The 25,609-nt window shown below is 65.4% G+C and carries 17 protein-coding genes and 1 pseudogene; 12 read left to right on the top strand and 6 right to left on the bottom strand.

Features of this window, described 5'->3' with window-relative positions:
* Positions 1-62: 62 nt before the first annotated feature.
* The 9 genes from mobL to AB4039_RS22530 all read left to right on the top strand — a co-directional run bounded on the left by mobL (position 63) and on the right by AB4039_RS22530 (position 19,965).
* Complete coding sequence (gene mobL / locus AB4039_RS22570) at positions 63-2,321, top strand: relaxase MobL (RefSeq protein ID WP_442271651.1); 2,259 nt, start codon at positions 63-65, stop codon at positions 2,319-2,321.
* Positions 2,322-2,489: 168 nt separating this feature from the next.
* A complete protein-coding gene (locus AB4039_RS22565) occupies positions 2,490-3,038 on the top strand; it encodes a hypothetical protein (protein WP_442271650.1) in 549 nt (182 codons plus the stop codon).
* Positions 3,039-3,445: 407 nt separating this feature from the next.
* Positions 3,446-5,212, top strand: a complete 1,767-nt coding sequence (locus AB4039_RS22560) for an AAA family ATPase (protein ID WP_442271649.1) — start codon at positions 3,446-3,448, stop codon at positions 5,210-5,212.
* 140 nt (positions 5,213-5,352) lie between these two features.
* A complete protein-coding gene (locus AB4039_RS22555; RefSeq protein WP_442271648.1) occupies positions 5,353-7,407 on the top strand; it encodes a hypothetical protein in 2,055 nt (684 codons plus the stop codon).
* A 136-nt stretch (positions 7,408-7,543) separates the two neighbouring features.
* Positions 7,544-11,590 carry a type IV secretory system conjugative DNA transfer family protein gene (locus AB4039_RS22550; protein WP_442271647.1) on the top strand — a complete coding sequence of 1,349 codons (4,047 nt, stop codon included), beginning with the start codon at positions 7,544-7,546 and terminating at the stop codon, positions 11,588-11,590.
* 165 nt (positions 11,591-11,755) lie between these two features.
* Positions 11,756-17,302, top strand: coding sequence for a hypothetical protein (locus tag AB4039_RS22545; RefSeq protein ID WP_442271676.1), 5,547 nt, complete (start codon positions 11,756-11,758; stop codon positions 17,300-17,302).
* 1 nt (position 17,303) lies between these two features.
* Complete coding sequence (locus tag AB4039_RS22540; RefSeq protein WP_266843051.1) at positions 17,304-19,043, top strand: hypothetical protein; 1,740 nt, start codon at positions 17,304-17,306, stop codon at positions 19,041-19,043.
* 41 nt (positions 19,044-19,084) lie between these two features.
* Complete coding sequence (locus tag AB4039_RS22535) at positions 19,085-19,450, top strand: hypothetical protein (protein WP_442271646.1); 366 nt, start codon at positions 19,085-19,087, stop codon at positions 19,448-19,450.
* 131 nt (positions 19,451-19,581) lie between these two features.
* Positions 19,582-19,965, top strand: a complete 384-nt coding sequence (locus tag AB4039_RS22530; RefSeq protein ID WP_266843047.1) for an HU family DNA-binding protein — start codon at positions 19,582-19,584, stop codon at positions 19,963-19,965.
* Positions 19,966-20,137: 172 nt separating this feature from the next.
* On the opposite strand, the gene AB4039_RS22525 is transcribed toward AB4039_RS22530, so the two are convergent.
* The 5 genes from AB4039_RS22525 to AB4039_RS22505 all read right to left on the bottom strand — a co-directional run bounded on the left by AB4039_RS22525 (position 20,138) and on the right by AB4039_RS22505 (position 22,604).
* Positions 20,138-20,683 carry a hypothetical protein gene (locus AB4039_RS22525; RefSeq protein WP_266843045.1) on the bottom strand — a complete coding sequence of 182 codons (546 nt, stop codon included), beginning with the start codon at positions 20,681-20,683 and terminating at the stop codon, positions 20,138-20,140.
* Positions 20,643-21,050 carry a hypothetical protein gene (locus AB4039_RS22520; RefSeq protein WP_266843043.1) on the bottom strand — a complete coding sequence of 136 codons (408 nt, stop codon included), beginning with the start codon at positions 21,048-21,050 and terminating at the stop codon, positions 20,643-20,645. Before AB4039_RS22520 ends, AB4039_RS22525 begins: the two co-directional genes overlap by 41 nt.
* A gap of 197 nt (positions 21,051-21,247) precedes the next feature.
* Positions 21,248-21,307: a hypothetical protein gene (locus tag AB4039_RS22515; RefSeq protein WP_442271675.1), complete on the bottom strand. Its 60-nt coding sequence runs from the start codon at positions 21,305-21,307 to the stop codon at positions 21,248-21,250.
* A gap of 146 nt (positions 21,308-21,453) precedes the next feature.
* On the bottom strand, positions 21,454-22,071 hold the full coding sequence (locus AB4039_RS22510) for a hypothetical protein (protein WP_442271645.1): 618 nt from the start codon (positions 22,069-22,071) through the stop codon (positions 21,454-21,456).
* Between the two features lie 275 nt (positions 22,072-22,346).
* On the bottom strand, positions 22,347-22,604 hold the full coding sequence (locus AB4039_RS22505; RefSeq protein WP_442271644.1) for a hypothetical protein: 258 nt from the start codon (positions 22,602-22,604) through the stop codon (positions 22,347-22,349).
* A 271-nt stretch (positions 22,605-22,875) separates the two neighbouring features.
* Here AB4039_RS22505 and AB4039_RS22500 point away from each other — a divergent pair, with 271 nt between their 5' ends.
* On the top strand, positions 22,876-23,352 hold the full coding sequence (locus AB4039_RS22500) for a LysM peptidoglycan-binding domain-containing protein (protein ID WP_442271643.1): 477 nt from the start codon (positions 22,876-22,878) through the stop codon (positions 23,350-23,352).
* Positions 23,353-23,806: 454 nt separating this feature from the next.
* On the opposite strand, the gene AB4039_RS22495 is transcribed toward AB4039_RS22500, so the two are convergent.
* The gene (locus AB4039_RS22495) at positions 23,807-24,325 is read right to left on the bottom strand and encodes a hypothetical protein (protein WP_266843033.1); all 519 of its coding nucleotides are present in this window, start codon (positions 24,323-24,325) and stop codon (positions 23,807-23,809) included.
* Positions 24,326-24,565: 240 nt separating this feature from the next.
* On the opposite strand from AB4039_RS22495, the pseudogene AB4039_RS22490 reads away from it, so the two are divergent.
* Both AB4039_RS22490 and AB4039_RS22485 read left to right on the top strand, forming a co-directional pair.
* Positions 24,566-24,745 (top strand): annotated as a pseudogene (locus AB4039_RS22490) (helix-turn-helix domain-containing protein); the annotation flags it as partial.
* 30 nt (positions 24,746-24,775) lie between these two features.
* Positions 24,776-25,441, top strand: coding sequence for a helix-turn-helix domain-containing protein (locus tag AB4039_RS22485; protein ID WP_442271674.1), 666 nt, complete (start codon positions 24,776-24,778; stop codon positions 25,439-25,441).
* Positions 25,442-25,609 lie beyond the last annotated feature (168 nt).

Genomic DNA, 25,609 nt, shown 5'->3' with positions numbered 1-25,609 from the left:
GTGCTGGCGGACAGCAGCCGGGGCCGTAGTGCATCGGTAGCGAGATAGGAAGGAGAGCGACGATGGGCCTGAAGCAGGACATCGTGATCGTGAATGAGTTCAGCGTGCCGCTGCCCGGCGGCAAGGGATCGCGCGGCGCGACGCCGGGCGACTACGTCACCCGGTACATGGCCCGCGCGCAGGCGACGGAGTCTCTGGCTCCGATCCAGCGTCTGCGCACCGACGACTTCATCCTGCGCTACACGGCGCGGGAGTCCGCCGTCGGGCGCGTCGGCATCTCGCGGGGTGCGACGAAGCACGAGATGCGCCAGGCTCAAGGCGACGGCGGCGTGGCTTTCGGCTACGGCTCGGTCTCGCTCTCGGACGAACAGCTCAAGGCGGCCAGCAAGGACATCCAGCACTACTTCGACGCGGGGCACACCGTGTTGAAGACCGTGCTGTCCTTCGACGAGGAGTACCTGCGGAAGCAAAAGATCACCGACGATGACTTCCGCTGCGAAGCCCGCGGTGACTACCGCGGCCACATCGATCAGATGAAGCTGCGCATGGCGATCATGTACGGCCTGGAGCGGATGAGCTCGGGCCCCAGCGGCTTCGACGACCTGCGGTACGTGGGGGTCATCCAGGTCGACACCGAGCATGTGCACTGCCACCTGGCCATGGTCGACGGCGGCCGGGGCCAGGTGACGAAGAACGGCACACAGCGCGGCAAGCTACTGGACCGGCACAAGTCCCGGCTCCGCCGCGGCGTCGATGCCTGGCTCGACGAGAAGCAGGCGGTGGCTCACCTCTCCAGCGCCGTCGGCTACGAGCGGCGCAACGTCACCACCTTCATCAAGCGGTGGGCGCACGAGCGAATCCGTGCCGAGTCCCTGCCGCAGTTTCTGCTCGCCTGCCTGCCTGGGGACCGAACGCTTTGGCGCGCCGGCTCGAACGACGCTCGCATGCGCAAGGCGAACCAGCTGGTGACCGAGCTCGTGAAGGAGCAGCTCGAACGTGCTGGGTCCCCGATGCCGGAGGCCATGGAGCGCATCGTCGACTACGCCAACGAGCGCCGCGCGAAGGAGTCTCTGAGCACGGAGGAATGGCAGAAGCTGGTCGAGCAGGGACGTACGCAGATCACGGAGCGCGCCGTCAACGGCATCTACCAGATGCTGCGAGCCATGCAGGAGTCGGAACTGCGAGTGCGCACGCCGATGCTCGAAGTCATGGGGATGGACTATCAGCAGATGGCGGCGCTGGCTGCAGATCGTCAGGTGGACCACGAGAACACGGAAGCTGATCTGGTCTCCTTCGGCTTCCGGCTGCGCAGCTACGCCTCACGTCTGCAGCATCACCGGGAGAAGGTCGGGGTCTATCGCGATCTCGCTCACCAGTGGGAACAGGCCGAGAAGGCCGGTGCTGCCGCCGAGGATTCGCGCCCGCTCTACGCCTTCTATCGCTTCGAGGAGGACTACCACTGGAGGCTGATGAGCAAGTACCGGCACTTCCTACCCTTTGTCGGGGATGCAGGCGCATGGCACGAGCAGCAGCAGGACGTGGCGGCTTACGGCCAGCGGCTGCTCTCGCTCATGGCCCTGCGCGCGGATGCCTCTCTGCAGCGGATGAAAGACTCCGAGGAGGCCGAGAATCTGGGCCGGACAATCTACGATCAGCCCGGCGGCAGGCTCCTGACCGAGGGCAAGCGCGGCCGGGCGGTGCTGGACGCGCGCATTCGGGCGATGAAGCAGTCCTATGACCAGAAACTGGACGGCCTCCGGGCCGATCTCGCTTCCTCCGGCCTGGTGCTGCGCGTGGGGTCGAGCGCCGAGGATCGGGCGAGTACGGAGACCGACGCGGTCAGCACGGACTTCAAGGTCGTCGTCGGTGCCGCGTATGACTTCGACGAGGTCAAGGGCTTGGATCTACACCACCTGGGCTACGACTTCGTCACCGACGTCCAAATCGGGCCGCGCGCACACCAGGCCTTCGTCGAGACGGCCAGGGATCGCCGACGGCTGCTGCTGGCGGCGATGGACTACCTGGACCAGTCCGGTCAGGCAGAGGCAATTCCCGATCTGCCGGTGAACGATGTCGCGGCGATGACACGGGTCTCCCGGGAGCTGACGCCTCAGCAGACGGGCGAGGGATCCGGCTCGCTCGTGTTGCGTTCCCGAATCTCGGAGCTGCGCGCCGGGCGCGAGCAGGCCGAGCGGATGCGGCAATCCAAGGCTTCCTCGCTGGACGCCGGCCTCGTCGTGCGGGTCCAGGCCCAAGTCGATCAGGCTGTGACCACTCCAGATGCCGAGATGGCATTGGACTCGCATCAGCCGTCCATCTAATCCGTTTTTGAGCTCAACTGGACAGGCTAGTTAGCGGTCTTGTCGAATGACCTATAAGGGTATTAGCGTGAAGAATGTTCGGCGGGGACTCAACGTCTTGTTCGGGCGATGTGACTGATCGCGGCCGACTTGCCAGATGACAGTCGGAACAAGTGGAGGGAAGAGATCATGGCACTTCTCAAGGGCAGGGGCGCGATGACCGGAGTCAACCTCATCGCGATAGTCCGCAAGAAGGGCTTCACCAGGGATGGCAAGTCCCAGTACGCCGACATCCAGCTTGACGCTCGAGATCTGCGCGGCCCGAATCAGACGAACCTGCATCTGAAGTCCGATCGGGTTCGGGGTGAGGACGGCCAGGTCCGCTACAACAACGGCGCCCCGTACTCCATCAGTCAGATGGAGGAGATCACCAAGGCCGCGGGGTCGAACACCGAGCCGATCCTGGACAAGGACGGCAACGAGGTCGGCACCGTCTACGGCTTCAAGGGCAATGTGATGCCCTCGACGCGCGGCACCGGCCTGGTGGTCAACACCAAGTCCGTCGAGGCCTCCGAGTTCGAGGTCGACAGCAAAACGCTGGACAACCAACTCACCTCCATGCGCGCAGCCCGCAGGGCCGAGGCCGCGGCCAAGGAGTCACAGGCTCAGGCTTCGGCCCCCGAGACCGAGTGGGAGCAGGCAGCCGAGGTCGAGATCGACCAGCCGACGGCCGGCTGAGACCAAGGTCGAGCCGTATGCGAAAGGCCCCTGGAATGACATCCAGGGGCCTTTCGACTGCACGGGACACGAGCGGGATAGGGCAACAGACCATGACGGCTTCGCTGGACCGCTACCACGGGGCGCCTACCTGCCGGCCAGCTCACACCACCGAAACCGTCAGCGCTGCGCGCGCGAGCGCATGCATCTGGACGCACAAGTCGATCGCCTTGACCCACTGGAGTGCACGACCTACGGCTACGAGATGTCGAGCACTGATCGCGCGGCCGCCGGGTTCCGATCCAAGACCCAGCCAGTGAGCRCACCCTTCCCACTCACCATCAAGCGCCCTATCAAGTACGACTCATGATAGGTTTTGACTGATATTGCAGTTGAATCAGCAGTCCTGTCGAGAGGTCTTGTGTGGCATGTTTCAAGAGGTGCAGCTCAACGAGCGCTACCGGCTCCTGTCCAAGCTCTCGGAGCCACTGAAGAAGGCCGAGCGCGACATCGTCGGCCGCGAGCATGAGACGACACAGCTGCTGGCCTCGATGAGCCGTCCCGAGCTGTGCAACGCGCTCCTGTTGGCCGAGGCCGGCACGGGCAAGACGGCCCTGGTCCAGGCCACGATGCTGGTGGACAAGGACCGCCTCTACCTGGAGGTGGACCCGGCGCGCATGATCTCCGAGGCGGGCACCGCCGAGAACATGGCCGCGATCCTCAAGGGCTTCTTCGACGAGGCCGAGGACTTCGTCAGAAACGAGAGGCACGAACTGGTCCTCTTCATCGACGAGTTCCATCAGGTCGTTCAGCTCTCCGACGCCGCCGTCGAGGCGATCAAACCGGTCCTCGCCGCATCGGGAACCCGCGGCATCAGGATCATCGCGGCGACAACCTACGAGGAGTTCCACAAGCACATCTCGCCGAACCAGCCGCTCGTCGAGCGACTGCAACGCATCAACCTGAACCCGCCCGACCAGTCGACGACCATCAAGATCCTGCAGGGCATGGCCGAACGATACGGGGTGGCTGACGAGTTCTACGACGACCACATCTTCCGGCAGATCTACGAGTACACCCAGCGCTACATGCCGGCCAGCGCTCAACCGCGCAAGTCGATCCTCGTGCTCGACTCCATGGTCGGCTGGTCTCGCCTGACGCACCGGCCGATGGACCGGGACCTGCTCTCGGACGTGCTCATGGAGACCCTGAACGTCAACGTGGCCTTCAAGGTCGACGGCGCGAAGATCAAGAAGCAGCTGGACGAGAAGGTGTTCAGCCAGGACTGGGCGACCAGCGCGGTGGCACGTCGCCTACAGCTGGCGGTGGCGGACCTCAACGACAAGGGAAAGCCGATGGCGAGCCTGCTGTTCACGGGCTCCACTGGTGTCGGCAAGACCGAACTCACCAAGCAGCTGGCGAAGCTGCTGTTCGGCGATGACCAGCGGCACCTGATCCGTTTCGACATGACGGAGTACGCCGAGGACTCGTCATTCGCGGCCTTCCGCTCCGAACTCACCAAGCGGGTGTGGGACCTCTCCCACGCTGTGCTGCTTTTCGACGAGGTCGAGAAGGCCTCGGCGATGGTCACGCGCGTGCTACTACAGGTGCTCGACGACGGCCGGCTCAACGACGACAACAACCGCGAAGTGAGCTTCCTCAACACGTACATCGTTCTGACGACGAACGCCGGCACGGAGATCTACAAGAGCATCTCGCAGTACGCCGCCGACGACACCGGCTCGGGCAAACAGCTGATGGAGTACGAGAAGCTGATCCGCCGCTCCATCTCCTCGACGACAGGCGACAACCGGTTCCCGCCCGAGCTGCTGGGCCGCATCGACGCGATCGTACCCTTCCAGCCGCTGTCGCTGCCGACGCAGCAGAAGATCGTACGGAAGAAGCTGCGGCAGATGGTGCAGGAGGTGTTCATCAAGCACAACGTGCGGGCCGACGTCGATGCGAGGGTCCTGCAGTACCTCATCGAGGACAAGGGTGACACCGACTCCGATGCCGGCGGCGCGCGTGCGGCCGTGGCGCGGCTGACCGACGAGGTCACCACCGCGGTGGCGACCTTCCTCAACGAGCACCCCTCAGAGCGACGGATCCGCATCGACGTCGTCGGCGACTTGGTCAGCGACGACAAAAACCTGCTGAGTTCCGATGCCTACATCGAGGTCAGCGCGGTGCGATGAGTCGGTCAAGGCCGGGTGAACTAGTCGACTAACGAGTCGATAGCCCTTAGACATCCTGTAGTTGCTTACTCTGACAAGGCGACGATAGGATGCTCATAAACCAGGCGGACTGTGTTCTTTGGGCGAAGGGATCGGCATCAATGGGCATTCTGGGAGCGGCGGCGGTCCGCCAGAAGAAGGAACGGAAGAAGAAGCCCGACGAGCTTCTGGCCTCCGTGGTGAGAGAGACGGCGATCCCGGCAGCGGTCGAGTTGCTGCGGTCGAACACTCCGTTCGTCTTTCCCAGCGGCACGGCCTGGGTGATGCTCGTGCTTGCGGCCGACGAGATCGGCGGCTTGAGCAAACGGCACGGCCGGGACGAGGCGAAGGGCTCGATCATCGAGCTCATCAGTTCCGACCAGATCCGCACGGTGGCCACGGCGGAGATGATCGAAGAGGAGGTCTTCGGCATCATCCCCACCGACGAGACTCTCGCGCGCATGGAGGAGTACTCACTGCTCACCGGTGCCACCTACGCCTGGGCCGTCGTGTGGCAGAAGCCCGGCGGCGATCTGCTCGTCGATCTGGTGAACGATGCGACCTTCGCGGAGGCGCGCTTTGTCGCTGCCGGTACCACGAGCCTCGAAGAAGCCGTGGGTAAGAAGGCGTGGGAAGAGCACAGCGGCCTGGTCGCCGAGGCTGGGACCGCTGGCCCCGCCCCGGCGGTCCTCTGGGAGGACGAGGGGGATGCGATCTTCGATGAGATCCCCGGTGGCGAGGGGGCTGACGAGGGCCTGGACGACGAGCCGCGTTTCAGCGACGTCGTCGACGATGAAGGGGTGGACACGCCCGTGTTCGACGGGGACGACGTGGGCACCGCTTCGGTCGAGTCATGGCCGGACCACGACGGCGACGAGGTGACCGGCTACGAGGGCTTCGACGAGACCGACGCCGGCTACGGCGTCGAAGGCGACTACCAGGAGGCCGGCGACGCTGTGCTGCTGGCCGATCAGGCCCAGGTGCGCGATGTCATCGCCCGCCGGTTCCTCTCCGAGGAGCTGGACCTGGACGTCCGGCTCGATGAGTTCAACGCGACCTTCGCCATCGGCGCACCGGTCGTACAGATCGCCGTGCCCGAGGGAGCGACCGAGTGGCTCGGGGACCAGGTCGCCCAGCTCAACCGGCAGGCCAACGCAGACTTGATGCAGCTCCGTTCCGCGCACGAGGTTGAGCTGCGTGCGCTCTACGTCAACCTCATGTCGGCGCACACCGAGCAGGTCATCCGTGCGGTGGCCACCGACCGCGAGGGCTCCCGGTACAAGCTGTTGAAGGACGCGGCTGAGGCTGAGCACCAGCAGCGGCAGACAGAGAGGGAGGAAAAGATCCGAGCCCGCCGGGCGGAGATCGCCAAGGACTACGAGGCGCAGGCCGCCAAGGTGGCCCAGCAGGCGGCGCTCTCGGCGGAGCTGCAGTACAAGGAGCGCAACCGCTCGCGGATGGAGCGCGAGCAGATTGACTCCGTCGCCGAGATCGAGCGGGACATCGAGGATACCCACGCGCACAACCAGCAGGAAATCCTGCGGGTCCGGCGGTCGGACGCAACGCTGAAGATGCAGACCGGGCAGACGCGGATATTCGAGGTGCTGGCCGAACGGCAGTCGGAGTACCTGGCGGCCGAGGAAGAGCGCCTGAACCGGTGGAAGTCCGAGATCCAGCGAATCGTCGACGACAACCGCAAGGTCGACATCGCCCAGTACGAGGCGCTGGCCGAGCACCAGCGGACCACGGACGAGATCGGCATCCTGCGCCGGGAACAGCGGGACCTCCTGGAGTCGGTGCGCTCTGAGCACGCCGACCGGATCCGCCGAATGGAGGACGAGCTCGAACGCAACCGCAAGGACGCCGTCATCCAGATGACGACTCGGGACGCCGACTGGCAGCACAACCTCGACCTGGAGAAGGAGAAGACCAACTCCCAGGTGACGCGGGTCACCGACCTGCTCAAGCAGCTGTCGACGGTCGAGGATTCAGTGGCCAAGCGGTACGAAGCACGCCTGACGGAGATGCAGGCCGACAAGGAGTCCTACGCCAACGAGCTGGCGCGGGCTTCCGAGATGCAGAGCCGCTCGAACAAGATCCTCGTCGTCATGATCGTCACGCTCTCGCTCCTGATGGGCGTGGCCGGCTTCATCGTCGGGGTGGTCTTGATCCGTTGAGCGATCCGGTCATGACCGACGGGGTGATCTGACGGCGCATGGGACGCGTTCCCCATGCGCCGTCGTCGTCTGCGCAGGCGGGCGCACTGGACAGCGGGACAGCGAAATGAGCGAGGCTCGGGAGTAAGGAATCACGATGGCCACGAACAGGCGGAAGGCGGCACGGCCGAAGGCGAACAGCTGGGAGAAGATCTCGGCGCGGACGCCCGGCGAGACGCTGACGAACCGAGACGTCTACGACAACCAGCAACTGGACCGCAGCAAGTTCCTGACCCTGAGGTCGACCAGACCGGGCATCGTCGTCGCGGTGATCACCGGAGTGCTGGTGACGGTCGTTGCCTGGGTCCTCTACTCGCTCATCGCCGCGGCGGTGCTCTCGGTGGGCGTGTCCGTGGGCTCGGGTGTGTCCGGCAGCGGCAGAGGCAAACCGAGTGCGTATTACGTTCAGGACACCACGACGGGTGCGGGCGGCTCGGTCGTGAAGTGTTACCGGCCCCTGACCAAGGACGGCAACCCGGACGTGAAGGCGAAGTGCTACCCCAGCGCTGACGCTGTTCCGGTCCCCATCTGGTACACCGCGGCGAAGGACGACGAGCTCAGCGCCGACAGGCCGGCTGAGCCCGAGAAGATCGCGACGACGGTCGGAGAGCAGCTGGCCGACGTCTCGGGGTTCAAGCTCTTCATCACGCTCGGCTCGGGTCTGATGGTCGCCCTCGCCATCGGCACGTGGTTCTCGCGGAGGGTCGCCGCGGCGAACCTGATGAACACCACGAGCGACATCAACCAGTACCAGAACGACCAGCACATCGCTCTGCCGGAAGAGATCCAGCAGAACTACGACTGGTTCCCCGACGCCGGCGCTCACTCGAGCGTGCAGGTCAGCTCGATGCTCAGTCACATGATGCTCAGGCAGAAGGGTCTGGGCACCGTCGAGGTCGCCCAGCGCGCCAAGAAGGACGTCATCGATGAGGAGGGGAACCTCGCCTATTACGCCGGCGAGGTCATGGACGACGACGAAGGCAGTCCGCTGACGCAGACCCTGCCGATCATCGACGAAGGCTTCGGCGACGAGCTGTTCGAGGCTTCCGGCCTCCCCGATGACAAGACCCTGCGGCAGAAGTACGACACAACTCGCATCCCGTACAACCCTGACGGCAAGAACCGGGACAAACTCGGCTTCGGATCGGACATGTACAAGACCGTCGCCGCCCTGATCAAGGAGGACTGGACGTTCCCGGCGTACGAGGTCCAGCGCCCCGCCGGGGCGTACGTAGTCGATACCGCGCCGGTGAACACGATGGTTCTGGCCATTACCCGAGCCGGTAAGGGCCAGACGTACATCGAGCCGGTCATCGACATGTGGTCGCGAGAGAAGAAGCCCTCGAACATGGTCATCAACGACCCCAAGGGCGAGCTGTTGGTGAAGAACTACGTACCCCTGGTCACACGCGGGTTCGAACCGGTGCAGTTCAACCTGATCAACTCCATGAAGACCGACATCTACAACCCCCTGGGGCTGGCGGCCGACGCAGCGCGTGAAGGCAACTTCACCAAGTGCGCACTGTACGTGGAGAACATCGCCGGGATCTTCTTTCCGCTCGACGGCGGCGAGGACCCGGTCTGGCCAAACGCCGCCAACAACGCCTTCAAGCGAGCGGCCTACGGACTCATCGACTTCTACCTGGAGGAGGAACGGGAGCTGCGCAGCGCCGCAGCCGTGCTCAACATGGACCCGGCGCTGCTCGAGCAGAAGCTCGATGACATCTGGGGCAAGGTCACGCTCTACAACTGCTACCAGCTCTTCGTGCAGATGAGCTCGAAGAAGATCAAGAACCCTGAGGCCGAACTGGAGAAGCGGGTCAAGGCCGGCGAGTTCGAGAACAACGGGGACGCCCTGGCCGAGGAGCAGGAGAGGGCTGCGGCCCAGGCCTTCATGTGGGAAGGCAAGGCCGATCAGGACATGCTCAGCCTGTACTTCAACGCGAGCGAAGAGCTGCCCCGCAACAACATGCGCACGATGGTGGGCAACGCCCACAACGCGCTGCGCTCGATGGCCGGGGCGGAGAAGATGCTCGCCTCGGTGTACGGCATCGCGATCACCGCCATGTCGTTCTTCACCGACCCCACGATCTCGACGCTGACCTCGGGCAAGCCGTCGCAGAACACCGACCTGGCCGGCCTGAGCTTCCCGCGTCGCCTCGGCGTGCGCTTCGCGCCGAACTACGTCAAGCGCGACCACCTCGTCGGTCAGCAGGCCGTGTGGTCGGCCTACGCGGACCCCATGTTCACCAAGAGCCTCGGCGAGGACTTCGAGCACGAGGAGATCGTCGGCCGCGAAGGTTGGGCCCGGTACAACTTCAAGGGCAAGTTCCCTGACGACGAAGCCTGGCTCAAGCTGGAGCTGGTCAACCCACAGACGAAGATGCTGGTGCGCACCTTCTACTTCAGCTTCACGAAGACCCACCAGGTCTCGCTCAACGGCCGGCACTACGTGGTCGAGCCGGTGACGGGCAAGAAGATCGTGAAGAACGGCGTGATGCGTGAGCTGAAGCCGGTGCGTGAGGGTGGCACTCGGGACGGGAAGATCCTGTCCTTCCAGGCCGGGGACACGCTCTACCCGGACACGCGACTCGACTTCTCCGGTGGCGGCAACCCGGAGAAGGTCTCGTATCAGGCACGGGCGGTCACGCAGAAGCTGTCTCGCTACTCGGAGTCCCCGAAGGCGCTGTTCCTAGTGACTCCGCCTCACCTGATGAAGTACGCGAAACTGATCCTGATCTTGGTCAAGCAGCTGTTCGACGTGAGCGCCGACCAGGCGTACATGACGAAGTCAAACCAGAAGCCGCTCTACCGCACGCGGTTCATGCTCGACGAGCTCGGCAACCTGCAGTCGGAGGGCAAGGGCATCGACGGCTTCGCGACGATGCTCTCCATCGGCCTGGGCCAGGAGCAGCAGTTCACGCTCATCCTGCAGACCCTGCAGCAACTGCGCGACGTCTACGGCGAGAGCGTCGACAAGATCGTGCAGGGCAACACCTCGAACATCGTCTTCTTGAAGTCCACGGACGACTCGATGATCGAGACGCTGGAGAAGATGAGCGGCAAGACTCACCGGTCGTACAGGGACAGCAAGCAGATCAGCCAGGATCTCGACAAGGTCATCGGCGGCAAGACCGAGGGCCGGGTCTCCTACACGATGAGCACCAAGGAAGAGCCGCTGATCAGCTACAACGACATGGCCTTCCTCTCGCCGCGCAACTCGATCGTCTTCCGGGCCGGCGATGCGCCGATCTGGAACCGCAACCAGACGATCCTGCCGATGTCGTTCCGGCTACTGGGGAACACGATCAAGCACCCGGGGCACACGTACTCGCTGCAGACGATCCCCACGCTGTCCAGTGCCATGGACTTCGACGTGCGGATGAATCAGCCGGACTTCGTGAAGATGCTGGAGAAGCGCATGCGGCAGGCGGTCAAGGCCGCGGACGCGAAGGCGCAGTACAAGGAGATCTACGGCTACCAGGAGGTCGACATCGAGCGCCTGGACCCGGACGTCTACGCCGACGAGGTCATGGAGGTCATCACGACGATGACCACGGTCGACAAGTGCCAGGACCCCAACGCTCCGGTGGTCGTCGACCCCGACGAGTACGAGGGGATGAGCATGTTCGACGAGGACCAGTTCATTGAGAACGTCGAGGTCGGGGTCGCAGTCGCCGAGAGTCAGGCGCTCAGCGTCGAGCGGCGGCGTCTGCTCTACGCGGAGGGGACGATCAGCAAGGAGATGCTGGTCAATCCCGACGGCTCGGCAAAGGTCAAGAGCCTGGACATCGAGATCGGTGAGGCTTACAAGGCCGCGCAGACCGAGTTGGAACAGGATCGCGAGCACTTCTCGGTCGGCGGCGACGGCGAACTGCGCAGCGCCGATGGGTCTCAGACCTACATCAGCCAGATCCGCTCGGACGCATACGCCAATGCCGCCCGCCGGATCAACGGCCACGTGAACGACAAGGACTCGCGGGTGTTCGCGGAGGAGGACGTCACCGAGGAGGACCTGAAGTCGCTGGCGACGGTGAGGGTCTACTCGGCCTTCTACCAGTACCTGGCCTCGCTGCCGAGCTGGGAGGTGCTGGCCGACGGCCGGTTCGACAGGGCAATGGCCATCGAGATGAACTCGAAGTAGCTGACGGCCGCTTGGGGTCGGACAAGGATCACAACCAGTGCCGAGGCCATCTCTCACCTAAGAGAGACAGCCTCGGCACTGACCTTTTGAATAGCCTCCAACTCTCTTTCGATAGGCGATGTAGGCTCTATGCAACCCGAAGCGTCCACAGGAGGCTGATTGACCATGAAGAAGGCACGCGGACTACGCAGGTACTTCTACGAGTACGTCTACTACAAGGCAGTCGGGCAGGCCCGGGCGCAGACCGGACAGGTCGTTCCGATCTCCCAGGCCAAGGCGATCCGCGCCCGAGTCGACGAGATCCTCGGCCAGCGGGGCACCGCACTGGCCGACCCGCGGCTGGGCATCGCGGACTGCCTCTCTGCCATCGACCAGGCGTTCGCGGAGAAGGTGTCCGGCTACGAGCCGCAGTTCGGTGATCATTCCCCGCAGAACGAGCGCTATCAGCAGTCGCAGCGGGAGTTCACCCGCGTCACCGGTGTCGGTGCCCAGGTCGACCCGAAGTCGGCCGGGCTGCCGATCAGCCCCTACGACCCCGACTGGTCCGAACGCGCGACCGTGAAGCGCGCCGGGACCGCGCTGGTGTACCTGCCGGACGAGACGATCGGACGCGTGGCCGGCGGCGAGGTGGAGACCCTGGCCGATCCGCGGCGCGGAAACATGGTGCTCTGGCGCATCGGCGACGACGGCAGGCCGTTCGAGGCAGGCCGCGCGATGACGAACGACGACGCCGCTGGACTCACCGCGCTGATGGACAAGATGAGCCAGCAGGAGTACGACCAGGTGCGCGAGTGGGTCATCGACGGCGGCCGGGACCCGCAGACGAACCGCGTCGACCGCAACCGCTTCATGTCCCCGCGCGCCGTGGCGCGCTCGGCCGCTCTGCTCGAAGAGCTGAAGGCCCAGGGCGTGTCCTACGAGGTGATGCGCGACCGCGAGCCAGGTCAGATCAAGGCGAAGATCGCTGGGACCGGCATGGAGATCCGCCTCACCGACACGCGTCAGGAGCAGTACGCCGGAGCTCGGGTATACGACAACGGCACCGTGCTGCGCTACTCGACGAACTACCGGGTTCCCGGCGGCATGGCGGTCTACTCCCCCTCGCCGACGGAGGCTGTCCAACTACTGCGCTTCGCCCAGGGACATCGCGTCGAGCGTACGGATCTGCCGGGGCACGCCGCCGGCGAGACCGGCGCGACACACCAGGAGCGCGGCCGTGACCGCATGGTGGATGTGCCCGACAGCTACCACGTTGACCGTGAGTCGATGTTCGTGGTCGGCGACTACGTGGCCCCCGGTGAGTCCGGCCCTCGGCCCGGCTCGAAGGTGATGCTGCGCCGGGACGCGAAGAACCGCTCACTGCCGGCCTTCTTCCTCGACACCGAGCCGGCCGAGGCCTATGCGAAGACCGCCGTCGAGAGCGCTCGGGAGAACCTGCGGGCAGCCCTTGGCGTCGAGGATCTCATTGCTCGTGCCGAGACGGAGCTGGAGCGAACCGGCGGACAGCTGGATGCGATCGAACCGCCGGAGTACTCGGCTGACTCTGAGGTCGCTGCCATCCAGCGCTCGTACTGGGACGTACTCACAGGCGCGCGCAGCGAACTGCTGCGCCCGGGTGCGACTGAGGAGATGTACCAGGAAAGGCTGGAGGGGATCGGCGAGCTGCAGGCCGAGGAGGCGCCCGAGATGGGCAACCTTGTCTACGGCGGCACCGCCGTCGAGAAGGTCCGACAGCACGCTGAGGACGTTCCCTTCGAACTCATCGGGACCTGGGAGGCGCAACCCCATGACGTCGACGGCGAGTGGGTCGATCAGCGCTTCAACCCGGAGCGGGTGGCGCGATACATGACCAGCCCCACCGGGCAGTGGTCGAACCTCGACAACCTCGCCTCAGCGCTTCGTCGTTGCGAGATCTCCCCTGACGAGATCATGGGCTCGACCTTCCAGACGACCCGGTTCAAGGACCGGCTCGTCCGCTTCGACGCCGAGCGTTCCGTGCCGATCGCCGACCACGAATCTGCGTTCATACGGCGTATCGGGGTCACTGTGCGTGAGAGCATTGAGCGCAACGCGGCGAAGGTCTCCGAGATCCTGGTCGACGAGCACGGCGTCATTCGCTGGAGTGGCGCGAAGCTTCGCCGTGACGGCAAGGGAACTCCGATCTCGGGTGAGATCGGCCAGGTCTTCGATGTCGGCGAGTACGGCGAGATCACCACCGACTTCGCCAGCGGGCAGAACGCCCTCATCGTGCCCGGCTACGAGGCCACGATCACGGCCCAGACTCCGGGCGAGGCTCCGACCTCGGTCGAGGAGCGCACGCGCCTGCGCGGCTACGAGCAGCTCATGCACGAGCGCATCCAGTACCAGATCGCCGGTGACCTCATCACCGGGCGGAGCGAGACCGGCGAGCCCTCCTCGCTCAACACGGTCTACTCACAGCTGTATGGCACCAAGCACCCGATCGACTTCATCGAGCGGGCCACCACGTACCAGCGGGACGAGTCCACCGGCGAGATCAAGGCGCACCTGGAGGAGTGGGCGGCAGCGATCCTGCAGACCGAGGCGCGCCGTGTGCGCTACTCCAACGAGATCAAGGCCGGCTCGACGGTCTACGCCGAGTACAGGTCCCAGCGCGACCGAACCGACCCGGCTGATGACAACCGCTTCGACGCCTGGCGGCTCACCGGCGGGCGGAACATGACGGTGCTCACCGGCAAGGACCGGAACAACGTGGCTGCGCCCAGCGGCTACTTCGACCCGGTGATGACCGGAGGCGCGACCAACCAGGGCATCGTGCGGTACCTGACCACTCAGGCCCAGGTCGACACCGATGGTCGGATCGTGCCGGGCGACGAGAGCGTGGCCGGACAGCGTGCGCCGCTCATGGCTCTCCCCGAGCTCGAGACGCTGCGGTACGACCCGTTCGACCGTCAGCAGATGACGGCCTCGACGATCATGCAGTCCTCTGAGGTCACCGCGCCGGCGAAGACGGCGCTGATGACCTTCGGCGGCTGGACGGCTGATGACCCGATCGTGGTGTCGAAGGAGTTCGCCGGGCGCCACCGCATCCGCGGGGCCGGCGGTCAGGAGCGCGCTCTCGTCGTGGGCGACAAGATCTCGGATCTGCACGGCAACAAGGGCGTGATCTCGCTGATCGTCGACCGGGACATGCCTCTGCACGACGCGCGGCAGCAGGCCGTCGTCGAAGAGGTCGACTGGTTCCGGGCCAACCCGGGTCTGGACGTGGTGATGAGTCCGTTCAGTCTCATCTCCCGGCGCAACGCGGGCTCGGCGCGCGAGCTGATGAGCGGGAACGTCTCCGATCTGCGCTCGCCCAACGGAGAACTGCGGCCGAGTGCCCTGGGCGAGATGCGCTTCGTGGTCACCCATATGGCCGTCGACGAGAAGACGAAGATCTACGACGACGAGCAGGTGCGTGCTGGCAAGGGCCGTAAGGCCTCCTCTCAGCTGGCCTGGGCGCTGCAGTCTCAGGACTGCCCGGCGATCATGCGCGAGTTCTACGGCCACAACAGCGGGGCCGAGTCGAGCCTGCGCGAGTACCTGCTGGTATCCGGCATGGACATGGACGCTGACGGCACGCTGCGCGTGATCGGCCAGGCTGAGGCCCTCGACGAGCGTCCCGAGCGTCGGTTCATCCCGATGCCCGACTTGCTGCGCACGCAGCCGCGCAAGGCGGGCCAGCTCCCGGGACTGAATACCATGGCGATGCGCAAGTCCTTCGGCGACCTCATCGGCGACCGCGGCGGCGACATGGAGATCCCGTTCCCGCTCACGTATCCGACTGGTGAGCAGACCGAGACGGTGAGCGCGAGCTCGTGGAAGCTGCCGGTGATGTCCTCGCATCTGCGCAGTGGTCAGGAGTTCGAGGACGGGTCCTCCGTCACGCACGACTACACCCGCGCCTACCAGGACGTCTTCGTGGAGGCTTGCCGCTACCGCTACATGGCCGAGCAGCTTGACGGCCAGGGTCTGTCCGCCGAGAAGCGCGCCGAGGTGCGTCGCGCCATGAGCGAATCGGTCTCGCACGCTCAGCGCGCCTTCGAAGCGATCACGACCGACGTCCAGAACCGAGTGCTGACAGGCAAGAGCAACATCTTCAAGACCGGGCTGATGGCCTCACGGCTCACCGACTCGGCGACGATGGTGTGGACCGCGGACCCACGGCTGAACGTCGACCAGGTTGCGCTCAGCTCGGTCAAGGCCGAGCAGCTGGGGCTTGCCGAGGGCGACCACGCGCTGGTGTGGCGTGACCCGGTGCTCCGTGACGCCGGCGTGCGCTACCTGCGGGTCGCGATCGACGACCGACTCACCGGCGCCGCGATCAACCCGGTGATGGACGCTTGCTTCGACGGCGACTTCGACGGTGACGCCGTCGCCGTGGTGAAGCTGCACAGCGAGGCAGCCAAGGCTGAGGCCCTGGCGAAGCTCTCGGTGCCGGCCAACCTGTTGGACACCGGAGTGGTCAAGGGCGATGGTTCACACCCGCTGGCCATGCAGGTGTCGCTGGACACCCAGGTCGCACTGTCCAAGGACGCTGGATTGGCCGCTGAGTTGGAGGGTTCGCGGAGCCAGGCGAACCGGCTCCGGCTGCAGGCACTCACGGGTTCGGATTCGCCGGAGGACATCAAGCTCGCCCAACAGGTCGTGACGCAGGAGCTGAGCGGGCTGTACCGCCAGGCGCAGCGTGGCGAGTTCGGTACGGCACTGACGTTCTCGGATTGCGAGGCGCACCTGCAGAGCGTGCGCGAGGTCTGTGTCGAGACCGGCGCCAAGGGGAACGAGCAGAAGCTCACCGACTACGCCCGGAACCTGGGTGATGCGCAGGGCGTGCCCGGCATCACGCAGACCGACCAGGAAGCCTCGATGTTCGCCACGGCGATCAAGTCACATGGCACCGGCCTGGGCGGCTCGTTCAGCCAGCGCGCCGTGCGCGCGCTGCGCGGCAAGGACCTCAAGGCCGTCCTGGAGGTCACCTACCCGGTGACCCAGTCGATCCTGCAGGCCAAGCACGACGCCGCCGAGGCCCGGCACAAGTACGCGATGCTCCAGGGCCCCGGCCGCGATCTCTGGAGGGGCCGCAGAATCGAACAGGTCGGCCCGGGCCAGTGGCGCACGCCATTCGTCGACGGTGAGCCCGTCCAGGCTACGGAGGAGGAGTGGAAGAAGCAGTTCGTCGAGTTCTACGAGTCCAAGGAGGGCTTCGGAGTCACGGTCAACCCGGAGTATGTGGCCCGCGTGGCCAGTGCGCTGAAGGACCCGGCGACCGGGCTCATCCGCAACTTGGAAGAAGACGTGTCGCTGCGGGGCACCGTGATGGACCGGATGGCCTACGGCGGCGCGTTCACCGATCTGGTCGAGGCGGCCAAGAACCGCGAGAGCGTCTACGACGGCGAGAAGAACGAGCAGTTCGCGTCCTCGGGGACTCTGAAGGCTCGGGTGCAGGCGTCCTGGCAGCTCGATCAGCTGGGCTCCACCAAGACGCACAGCCTGGACAACGCCGTAATCGCTGTCGATGACTCGGTGGTCAAGCGCGACGTGATCTCGCGAGACGCACAGGCGTCCCGCACCCGCGGCTCGAATCGCCGCTCCGCGCATGCCGTTGGCGTGGGCCCGGCGCGCCGGGTCTACACGCCGAGCATCGAGATCGATCAGCCGGAGGCCAACGGCGGCGACTACGGGATGGGGTACTGAGATGGCACGGCACAAGGAACTGGGAACAGGACCCGCGGGCCGCCGGCGCGCGATCAAGGTGCTTCCGGTTGGCGTCGATCGGCTTCGGACCGGTGAGCCGCGAGGCAACACCTATGCCAACTGGGCCTCGCGCTCGGACGAGCCGATCGACGCCGAGGTGATCGACGATCCGGGGCCGCAGGACGCAGACGGTGCGCGCGCCTGGCGTGAGCGGCTCCGGGACCGTGCCCGCGAGTTCTTCGGTGAGAAGACCCGGAAGCGGATGGCCGACCGTGAGCGCGTGCACGGGATCGACGTCGACCGAGCCGAGGACGAAAGCGAGGGCCTGGATCAGCGCGAGCAGCTACTCAAACTCAGGGCGGAGACGCGGCTGGCCGGCGAGAAGTACATGGCCTCGCTGCGGGACTCGAAGCTGTTGGTGCCCGGCTTCGACGACGAGGAGCGGACCCAGGATCTCGGCGTCATGCACCACGTCTACATGCAGATGATGATGCAGTCGTGTCTCAAGCCGCTCTCGCGCGGAGTGAATGCCAATTCGATCATCCAGGCGGTCGGCATGGTGATGACGATGCGGATGCTCGCCCCGGATTTCAAGAAGGAGATGGACAGCTACCTCCAACCCCTCAAGGACAAGATCCAGGAGCGCATCGACACGAGGGGCCGTGGCATGGTGGCCTTTGCCGAGAGCGGCATCACGCACCGGCAGAGGATCTTCAAGGACCTGCCGAGCGACGCCCGGCGCGAGCGCCTGATCGGCAGCACGGATCCGCGTGACCACCTGACGAAGAAGTGGCGCAAGCGCTTCGACGCCATGCAGCATCGTGAGCGCGGCCACCGGGAGATGTTCACTCCGGACTCGGCAGCCATGACCGAGGTCGCGCTCATGGAGAGCGCCTTCTGGAAGATGCGTGAGCCGGGCGCGGACGTTGGCCTGATCCGCGATAGCTACCGGGCGCTGCGCAAGCGGCTGCACGAGCAGATGAGCGAAGACGGCCTGGAGCGCCGGGAGGTCGTCCAGCGCGCCCGAAAGATCATCGGCGAGCGGATGGAGTACGAGCCCGAGCTGCGCACGATGTTCAACGGCGTGGCCCACGGACGGATCGTCAAGGCCCCTGCACACGAGCAGCAGATCGCGGGCTCCGACCGGGTCCACACGGTTTGGAGCGGGGAGTTCGACGACCAGCTGGGCCAGCGTCTGCCCGAGGACGGGATGTTCACACTGCGCCGGCCTATGGACGCGGACGCCCACCAGGTTCAGCTCGCCGAGACGATGAAGACCTCGCTTCTCAATGCGCTGGGCCGCGGTGACCAAGAGGCCTACGGGGGCAACATGCTGGGCTACCTGGTCGGCTTCGCGGCGCAGAAGCAGGGTCTGGACACCAGCGGGTTGCCCGGCATGCTCCAGCAGCGCCTGGACCAGTCCGAGGTGATGATCGCGAGCATGGACATCGACGGTCTGCCACCCGAGGAGCAGCAGCGGGTCTACTCCAACGCCTACGTCGACGCGATAGAGGCAGTGAACGAGAAGTACCCGGATCTTGAGCCTCAGCTGAAGCGGAGCCTCGGAGAGAACTGGCAGCAAGCACTGCAGACGGCGGTCGACGACCCCGGGGCCTTCTTCGAGGAGCAGCGGCTCAAGGCGCGGTCGCGCCCTACGGGTCCGTCGGCCGAGCAGGAGGCCGGCGCGCAGGACAACGGCCCGAACGCTGGGGCCGACTCCGAGGACTACCAGCCCACCTGAGCGCGATCCGGGAACACGAACAAGGAGCAGGAGGAGGGGGCATGAACCAGGAACAGAACGAGCGACAGCAGGTCAGGTTCGGATCGCGCTTCGCGCGGATGTTCGGCTACGTCACACCGGAGGATCGGAGCCGATGGGAGCAACAGCGGGCGCAGAACAGGCCGAACGTCAACGCCATCAAGCAGGGCGCGATGTCGGCACTGAGTTCGATGATGGAGTTCGGAGAGCGCAGCATCGGCGCGAAGCTCGATGCGGCCGACCGCGTGGCGGCGCAGCAGCGGTTCGGGGAGTCTCACGACAAGGTCGTGAACCGGCGCCGCGATCCGAACACGCGGACCATCATCGAGTCGGTCGGCTATGAGCCCGAGGACGACCGGGAGGGGATCGAGCCAGATCTGGAAATCTAGTCAAATGAGCAAAGAAAGCATGGCGACTGCACTTGATACGCCCAACTCCTCTTCTCCACTCATACCTATCTCCGATAGACTGGTTTCTCAGTGGAACCGTGTAATGAACGACGATAGGGCAGGGTGTAGACATGGAAACGACGAAGACGCCGCGTGTCAGTAAGCGCGAATTCATCTCGCGGGTCGCGACTCGCAGCAAGTTGCCCGTCCGGGTGGTGAACAAGGTGTACGAGTCGTTGCTTGGTGAACTCACTGGCGCGGTCAGCTGCGGAGAGGCGGTCGTACTCACGAGCTTCGGCCGCTTCTACCGGCAGGACCATAAGGGTCACAAGGTGCGCTTCGGCAAGAGCAACGTCGATGACTACGTGGTTCTCAAGTTCTCCGCATCGAGCAGCTTCAACCGCCGACTGGGGGGCAATGGGGACGACGCCTCACGCGATACCTACGGGGCGATCGGGGATGCCGACAAGTTCGAAAACGTCATTGAAGGTCGTGAGCTGCGGCCCGCGTCGTAGACAGCGAGGAGCCGACAGAAAGGAAAATCCCCGTGATGCCTGCAGGCATCACGGGGATTTTCTTTATGGATGAGACAAGTTCGGCCGCGAGGCTCAGCCGTCGGCGATGACGAAGATCAGCACGAGCGCGCTGACCGGGACGATGAGCACGCCGGCCACGGCCAGGTACAGGTCACTCGAACTGGAGGTCAGGCTCGTTCATGGATGGCGTGTCGAAACTGCCGATCAAGCGCCGTCCGGGTCGCGAGGGACTCGCAATCGGCTCGCGCTGCGCGGCCAGCTCGGCGAGAGTGAAGCCCACAGGGCGGCCCAGACGCTGACCGGCCATGTAGTAGGCCTGCCCGTTCGCGCGTTCACCCAGGGCGATGACCTCGCGGGTGACGGGCTCGCCCGGGCGCTGGGGCGCGTGCTCCCGCCAGACGATCCGGTGCGAGGGCTTTGCATTCGGATCCGCGCCGACGTATGTGGTCTCGCAATCGGAGAGGTCGGGATAACTGGGCAAGTACCCCAGCGGGTGCGTGCCCGGCGCGCCTTGCTGGATCCGGCTCAGCTGGTTGAGAGCCACGCGCAGGAGCCGGCCCTCCGGTCCAAGAGGTCGCATCATCGCAGCGTCGTGGAGAGTCTGGAGGTCCTGCTTGAGACCGGCGGTCGGCAGGAAGCGGATGGCAGGCCCACGCTCACTCATGGGTCTTCTTCTGCTGGGCAGCACGATGGTCATCCGCCCACTGCTGACCGAGCGGGCCGAGGCTCTCGGCCAGCTCTTCGATGGTCATGCCCGCCTCGCCGGAGGCGTCGGACTCCTGGATGCGATGGGAGAGCTCGGCCTGGAAATCAGCCTCAGCGTGGACATGGGCCGCGTGGTCGTACTTCATGAGGCGCACGAACGCGGCAAAGGGGATGATCGCAGCCTCGGGCTTGTTGCCGTCTCCGAAGATCAGCGGCGTGATCTGGCCGCGGCGATAGAGGTTCAGAATCGTGGCGAGTTCCTCGTGCCCGAGCTGGCCTGTCGGGACGACATTGACAGAGAACTTCGGGAGCTCGGCACCGGAAGTGCTGTTGTCGTGAGCGTTGTCGTTGCGAGTCATGCCTTCAGTATAGTCAGTCGAGATCAACTTCTTGTCGACTCACATACGAGGGTCATCGCCGAGTCGATACGGGTGTCGAATGATGGTTCACTCCATCTCCGAGAGGCGGGCCAGGCAAGAGAAGGAGGAGCCCGTGCTCCAGTCCCGCACGGTGCGGGGCTGGAGCACGGGCCCCTGATTGATGGACAGTCACGACTTCAGAAGTTCCCCTCGTCGACCTGCATGCAGACAATGCCGAGCGAGCGCCACAGGGCCACCACTCGGTCACGGTCGTCCAGGGCGGTCGGCGAGCTGGTTGCACGGCAGCGTGAAGGCCTGCGTGCCCATGAAGTAGGCCAGGGCCTCGACGAAGCTGGACTTGCCAATACCGGGTTCGCCCATGGGAGCGGGCGTCGCACCAGCCTCAATGGAGTCCTGCTGCACATCGCCACCCGATCGCGCTCCGCGCGATCAGCGCTGTCCCCCACCTGTACTCGGCTCCTGCGCAGTACCCGTCACCTGCCTCACCCGCTGACGGAGGCAGCAGATGAACCAGGAGCAGAAGCAGAAGCAGCAGGAACAGGCATGGAGCGTCAGTTGGTCGACGAGGAGCGGGCCTCGCGGTCAGCCACGAGCGCAGCCGCCCGGTCGAGGAGGAAGGCCGGCCGTTTCGCCGCTCGCTGTGTTTGGGGCGCGCAGGAATGACGTCGAGCCCAGCCTTGTAGAGCACCCACGAGGTGTCGCCTGTCGAGTACTCGACGCCGAGGGCGCTGCAGGCCCGCAGTTGCGTCCGCATCCGACCGTAGAGCGAGGCGAGAACCGAGAACTCCCAGCGGGACATGTCGTGGTTGAAGTCGCCGGGATCCCGGAGCTGATGACGTGCACCGGACAGGGTCTGCTCGATGATGGCCTGCGAGTACGGGATGCCGGGCATGTCCTCGGTGGTGTCGACAGCGGACGCTGAAGCGCCGGAGCTCTCGCTGGCCTTCACGGCCGGCTGCGCGTAGAGGTCCTCGATGGACGCGAAGGCCGGCGCGGACACCCACGGTCGCCGGGGCAGTCTGAACCAGGGCCTGAGCGGCCACGGCCACAGGTGCGGACGCAGGCTGCGGGGCCGGAAAGGACAGGCCGTCCTCCACCTCGGTCGCCACCGGGACAGCGGCGGGAGGGGCAGCACTGGCAGGGGTGGCCTGAACGGAGCGCGGCGTGCCGTTGAGCACGATGCCACGCGCAGCCAGCTCAGCCTGATCGATGCCGCCGGCATTGTAGTAGCGCGGCTACTCGTGAACGATCACCTGCTTGAGGGCCAGACCGCGGTCATTGAAGGACGAGCGTGACGTCGAGGCCATGCACGAGCTCCCGGCCGGACTCGTCCTGGTCGTAGGTGCCGTCGCCCTTCAAAGAAGGGATCGCGATGACCGGCAGGGTGGTGCCCTTCGAGTCGATGGAGTAGTTGGGTCCGGTTTCGGGCCGCTTCGGGGAGCCGTAGCGGCGCGCGGAAACGAACTGCCCCTCGAGGGTGGGTTGTTCGGATCGGCGAACTGGACCTCGGCGTGAATGATCGTCGTTGGCCATGGTGGTGCGCTTCCTTCGTTCGGCCTGGCGGTCGATGGTTCGGGGATCCATTGGCGACCCATCGGACAGGATTCCGACCGCCATTCAATCCCCTATCGTATCGACTTGGATTCGACTATGAGTAGAATGTCAATGTCGAACACGGATGACTCTGCATGCTATTCATAGAGGAGTTGAGGCAGGGATGGCGGCTACGATTCAGGGGCCAGTGGGGACGGCGTCGAAGCCGAAGGCACAGACGAGGGCGACTGCCGGGAGTCACGCCGGCCCGATGGGCTTCGGCAAAGGGCCGCTCATCGCGGCCAGCGTCATGGCGGGCGGAGCGGCGCTCTTCGCCGGCTGGGGCCTGACGCAGCTCGCGACTTCCGACGGCGGCTTCACCCGGGCACTGCAGGGCAATCACGCCCCGGCCGAGGTACCGGGGAACCCGAACGAGAAGGACGCCGGAGGCGGCAGCGCCCAGCAGCCGAGCGAGGGCGGCACGGCGAAGCAGGACGAGAGCGGGGCGAGTCCGGCTCCGACGCCCGGTCGCGGCGACGAGGACGAGGACGAGGACGAGCCCAACGGATCGGGCGCACCGGCCGAGCCCGCGCCGAAGACGAAGCCGTACACCATCGAGCCGGGCGATACGCTCGCCGCGATCTCGGGGATGACGGGGGTTCCGATCGGCATTCTGGTCGAGATAAGCAAGGTCCAGATTCAGGATCTCATCTACGCGGGGGCCTCGCTGCTCATCCCGCCGGTGTGACGACGCGACAGGGCAACACCGTCACGTACCGAGCCTGAATCGACGCCCTGACGCCACGAGGCCGTCAGGGCGTCGTCTCCTCAGGCGGAGAAGTCTGCTGACCGGCGGCCTGCAGGTCCATCAGTCGCGTGCGCAGCCGGCGCAGCTTCTCGATCTCGTCGTCCATGGACAGGATGCCGTTCTGCTCAGCGGTTCGCTCACGGGTTCCGCTCCTAGAAGGCGACTGCGTCGAAGACGAACTGCCTGACCTCGTGGGGCTCACCGCCAGGCGTCACCCGGGACCGGCGCGAGCCGGTCCACGGCACGCCTGCAGTCGGCCCGGGTTCGACACCCGGATCAGCTGTGCTGATCCCCCCTCGTTGCGAGAACGCGGCGCCGCAACAGCGTCAGAGATCAGGCGACCCCGCCGACAGCCTGGTCAGCGGGGTCGTCCGATGTACAAGATCGTGGCCCCTCACGCCGCATCAGTCTCATCGGACTCACCTCGGCCAAACAGGAATCCGCGGACATCGCCGGTCTTCATCATGTCCTGCAGATGCATCAAGAACACCGCACGCTGCGTGGCCCGGCGATCGACCAAGGGCTCGTACTCGCGCAGTACCTTCAGGTTGACGACCCAGCCGTTCTCGCGAGAGATGGCCTGGTCAAGCTGCGAGTCCGGCACGACGTCCATCCCGGTGAAGTCGTGGTCGAACTCGGAAGCGATGTCGAGGTGTTGATTCGGTCCGTCGATGTAGAGCGTGTCAACGCCGACCTGCTGGCCGGCCTCGTCGAATGCCACGAGGAACACGCGGTCCGCCCTGGTGGTGTTGTCGACGTGGACCGCTGCAACGTTGGTATCGCCGATGAAGCTCGTCTCCTCGAACCGCTCGCACACGCGGGCACGAGCCTCATAGCACCACATGATTCGCCGGGCTTCGTTGAAACCTTTGAACTCGCCAGAGTTGAACACCTCTGGGTGGGACTGGATCATCGGTGGGATCCTTCCAGGTTCCTGGACCGTTGCATGACCGGGTCCGGTGGACCCGGTCATGAACAGGGCGAGTAGTTCAGCGATGGACTAACCAGGGCATAGGATCGACGCGCGAGCAGAGCCCTACCATCAGGTGCGATACAGAAACGTACGGTAGATGCATGGATCGATCAAGCCAGTTGCCGTTAGGGTTCTCTCGTCGCCACCCGAGGTCCAGACCGCCAAGTCGCAGGAGTTCATGTGCCACGTCAATTCGACGGCAGCCGAGTGCGGGCTGTCAGACGGGGTAAGGAGCTCAGCCAGAAGGAGTTGGGCGCGAAAGTAGGTGTCCGCGGCCCGACTGTGGCGCGATGGGAAAGCGGCGAGGAGTTCCCCAAGGGGGAGAAACTCCCAGGGATCGCGTCGGCACTTGGTCAGGACCTTGACGTCCTCTTCCCCTACGACGGCGCCGTGGACCTGCAGTTGCTCCGCTGCGACGCCGGCCTCAGCGTGGCGCAGGCCTCCGAGGCCATCAACGCCAGTCGCGTGCCGCTGAGCAACGCGGAGTCCGGCAGGCGTCGACTCCAGGATGCCTACGTGGGACCTCTCTCGCGCGCCTACGGGGTGACGACGGAAGAGCTACTGACCGCGCAGGATGTCTCGTTCGGGCTCCGCAGGGTGCGGCCGCTGAGGGAAGCTCGTCCGTCTGCACCTCGCACGGTCGGCGAGAAGATCAACTATCTTCTGGAGCACGGGTACGTAGGCCAAACGTCTCCGTCCAACGAGCAGATCGCGCAGGCCGTCAACGAGCACAGCGGCACGACGCACATGACTGCCGATGATATCGCCGCGCTTCGTTCGGGCGCCCCAACGACTGCCTCGGACGCAGTACGTGCCGGCCTGGCTCATGCTCTCCAGGTCGACATCGCCCTCTTCCAGGACGACGCCGAGTTGAGCCCTGCGGCCGGTGAATTCCTCGAAGCCATCCGCTTCCTCGGGTCGATTCACCAAGGCCAGATCCTCGGCCTCGCCGCCCGCGGCAACCAGGCGGGGCTGTCGGCCGGCATGATGGCCAAGATCAACGAAGTCGTCGGAGAGCTGAAGAACAAGCTGCCGGGCGAGCAGAGCGAGCAGTGACGCCGGCGCCACGCCTTGACAGCGCCGCCGAGCCGTCCGCCCCTGGCCATGGCAGAGCCGGCCGCTTCCCGCCCTCAGCCTGACGCCCTTCGCGGCTGAGCTGCAGCTTGGGGCACGCCCCATGCGGCGTGCCGGTTGGCCACCTCGCAGTGAGGTGGCCAACGGCCG

The organism is Streptomyces sp. M-16, assembly GCF_052114405.1.
Taxonomy (GTDB): domain Bacteria; phylum Actinomycetota; class Actinomycetes; order Streptomycetales; family Streptomycetaceae; genus Streptomyces.
Note: the sequence above shows the minus strand (reverse complement) of the source record. Positions and strands in the feature narration are given on the sequence as shown.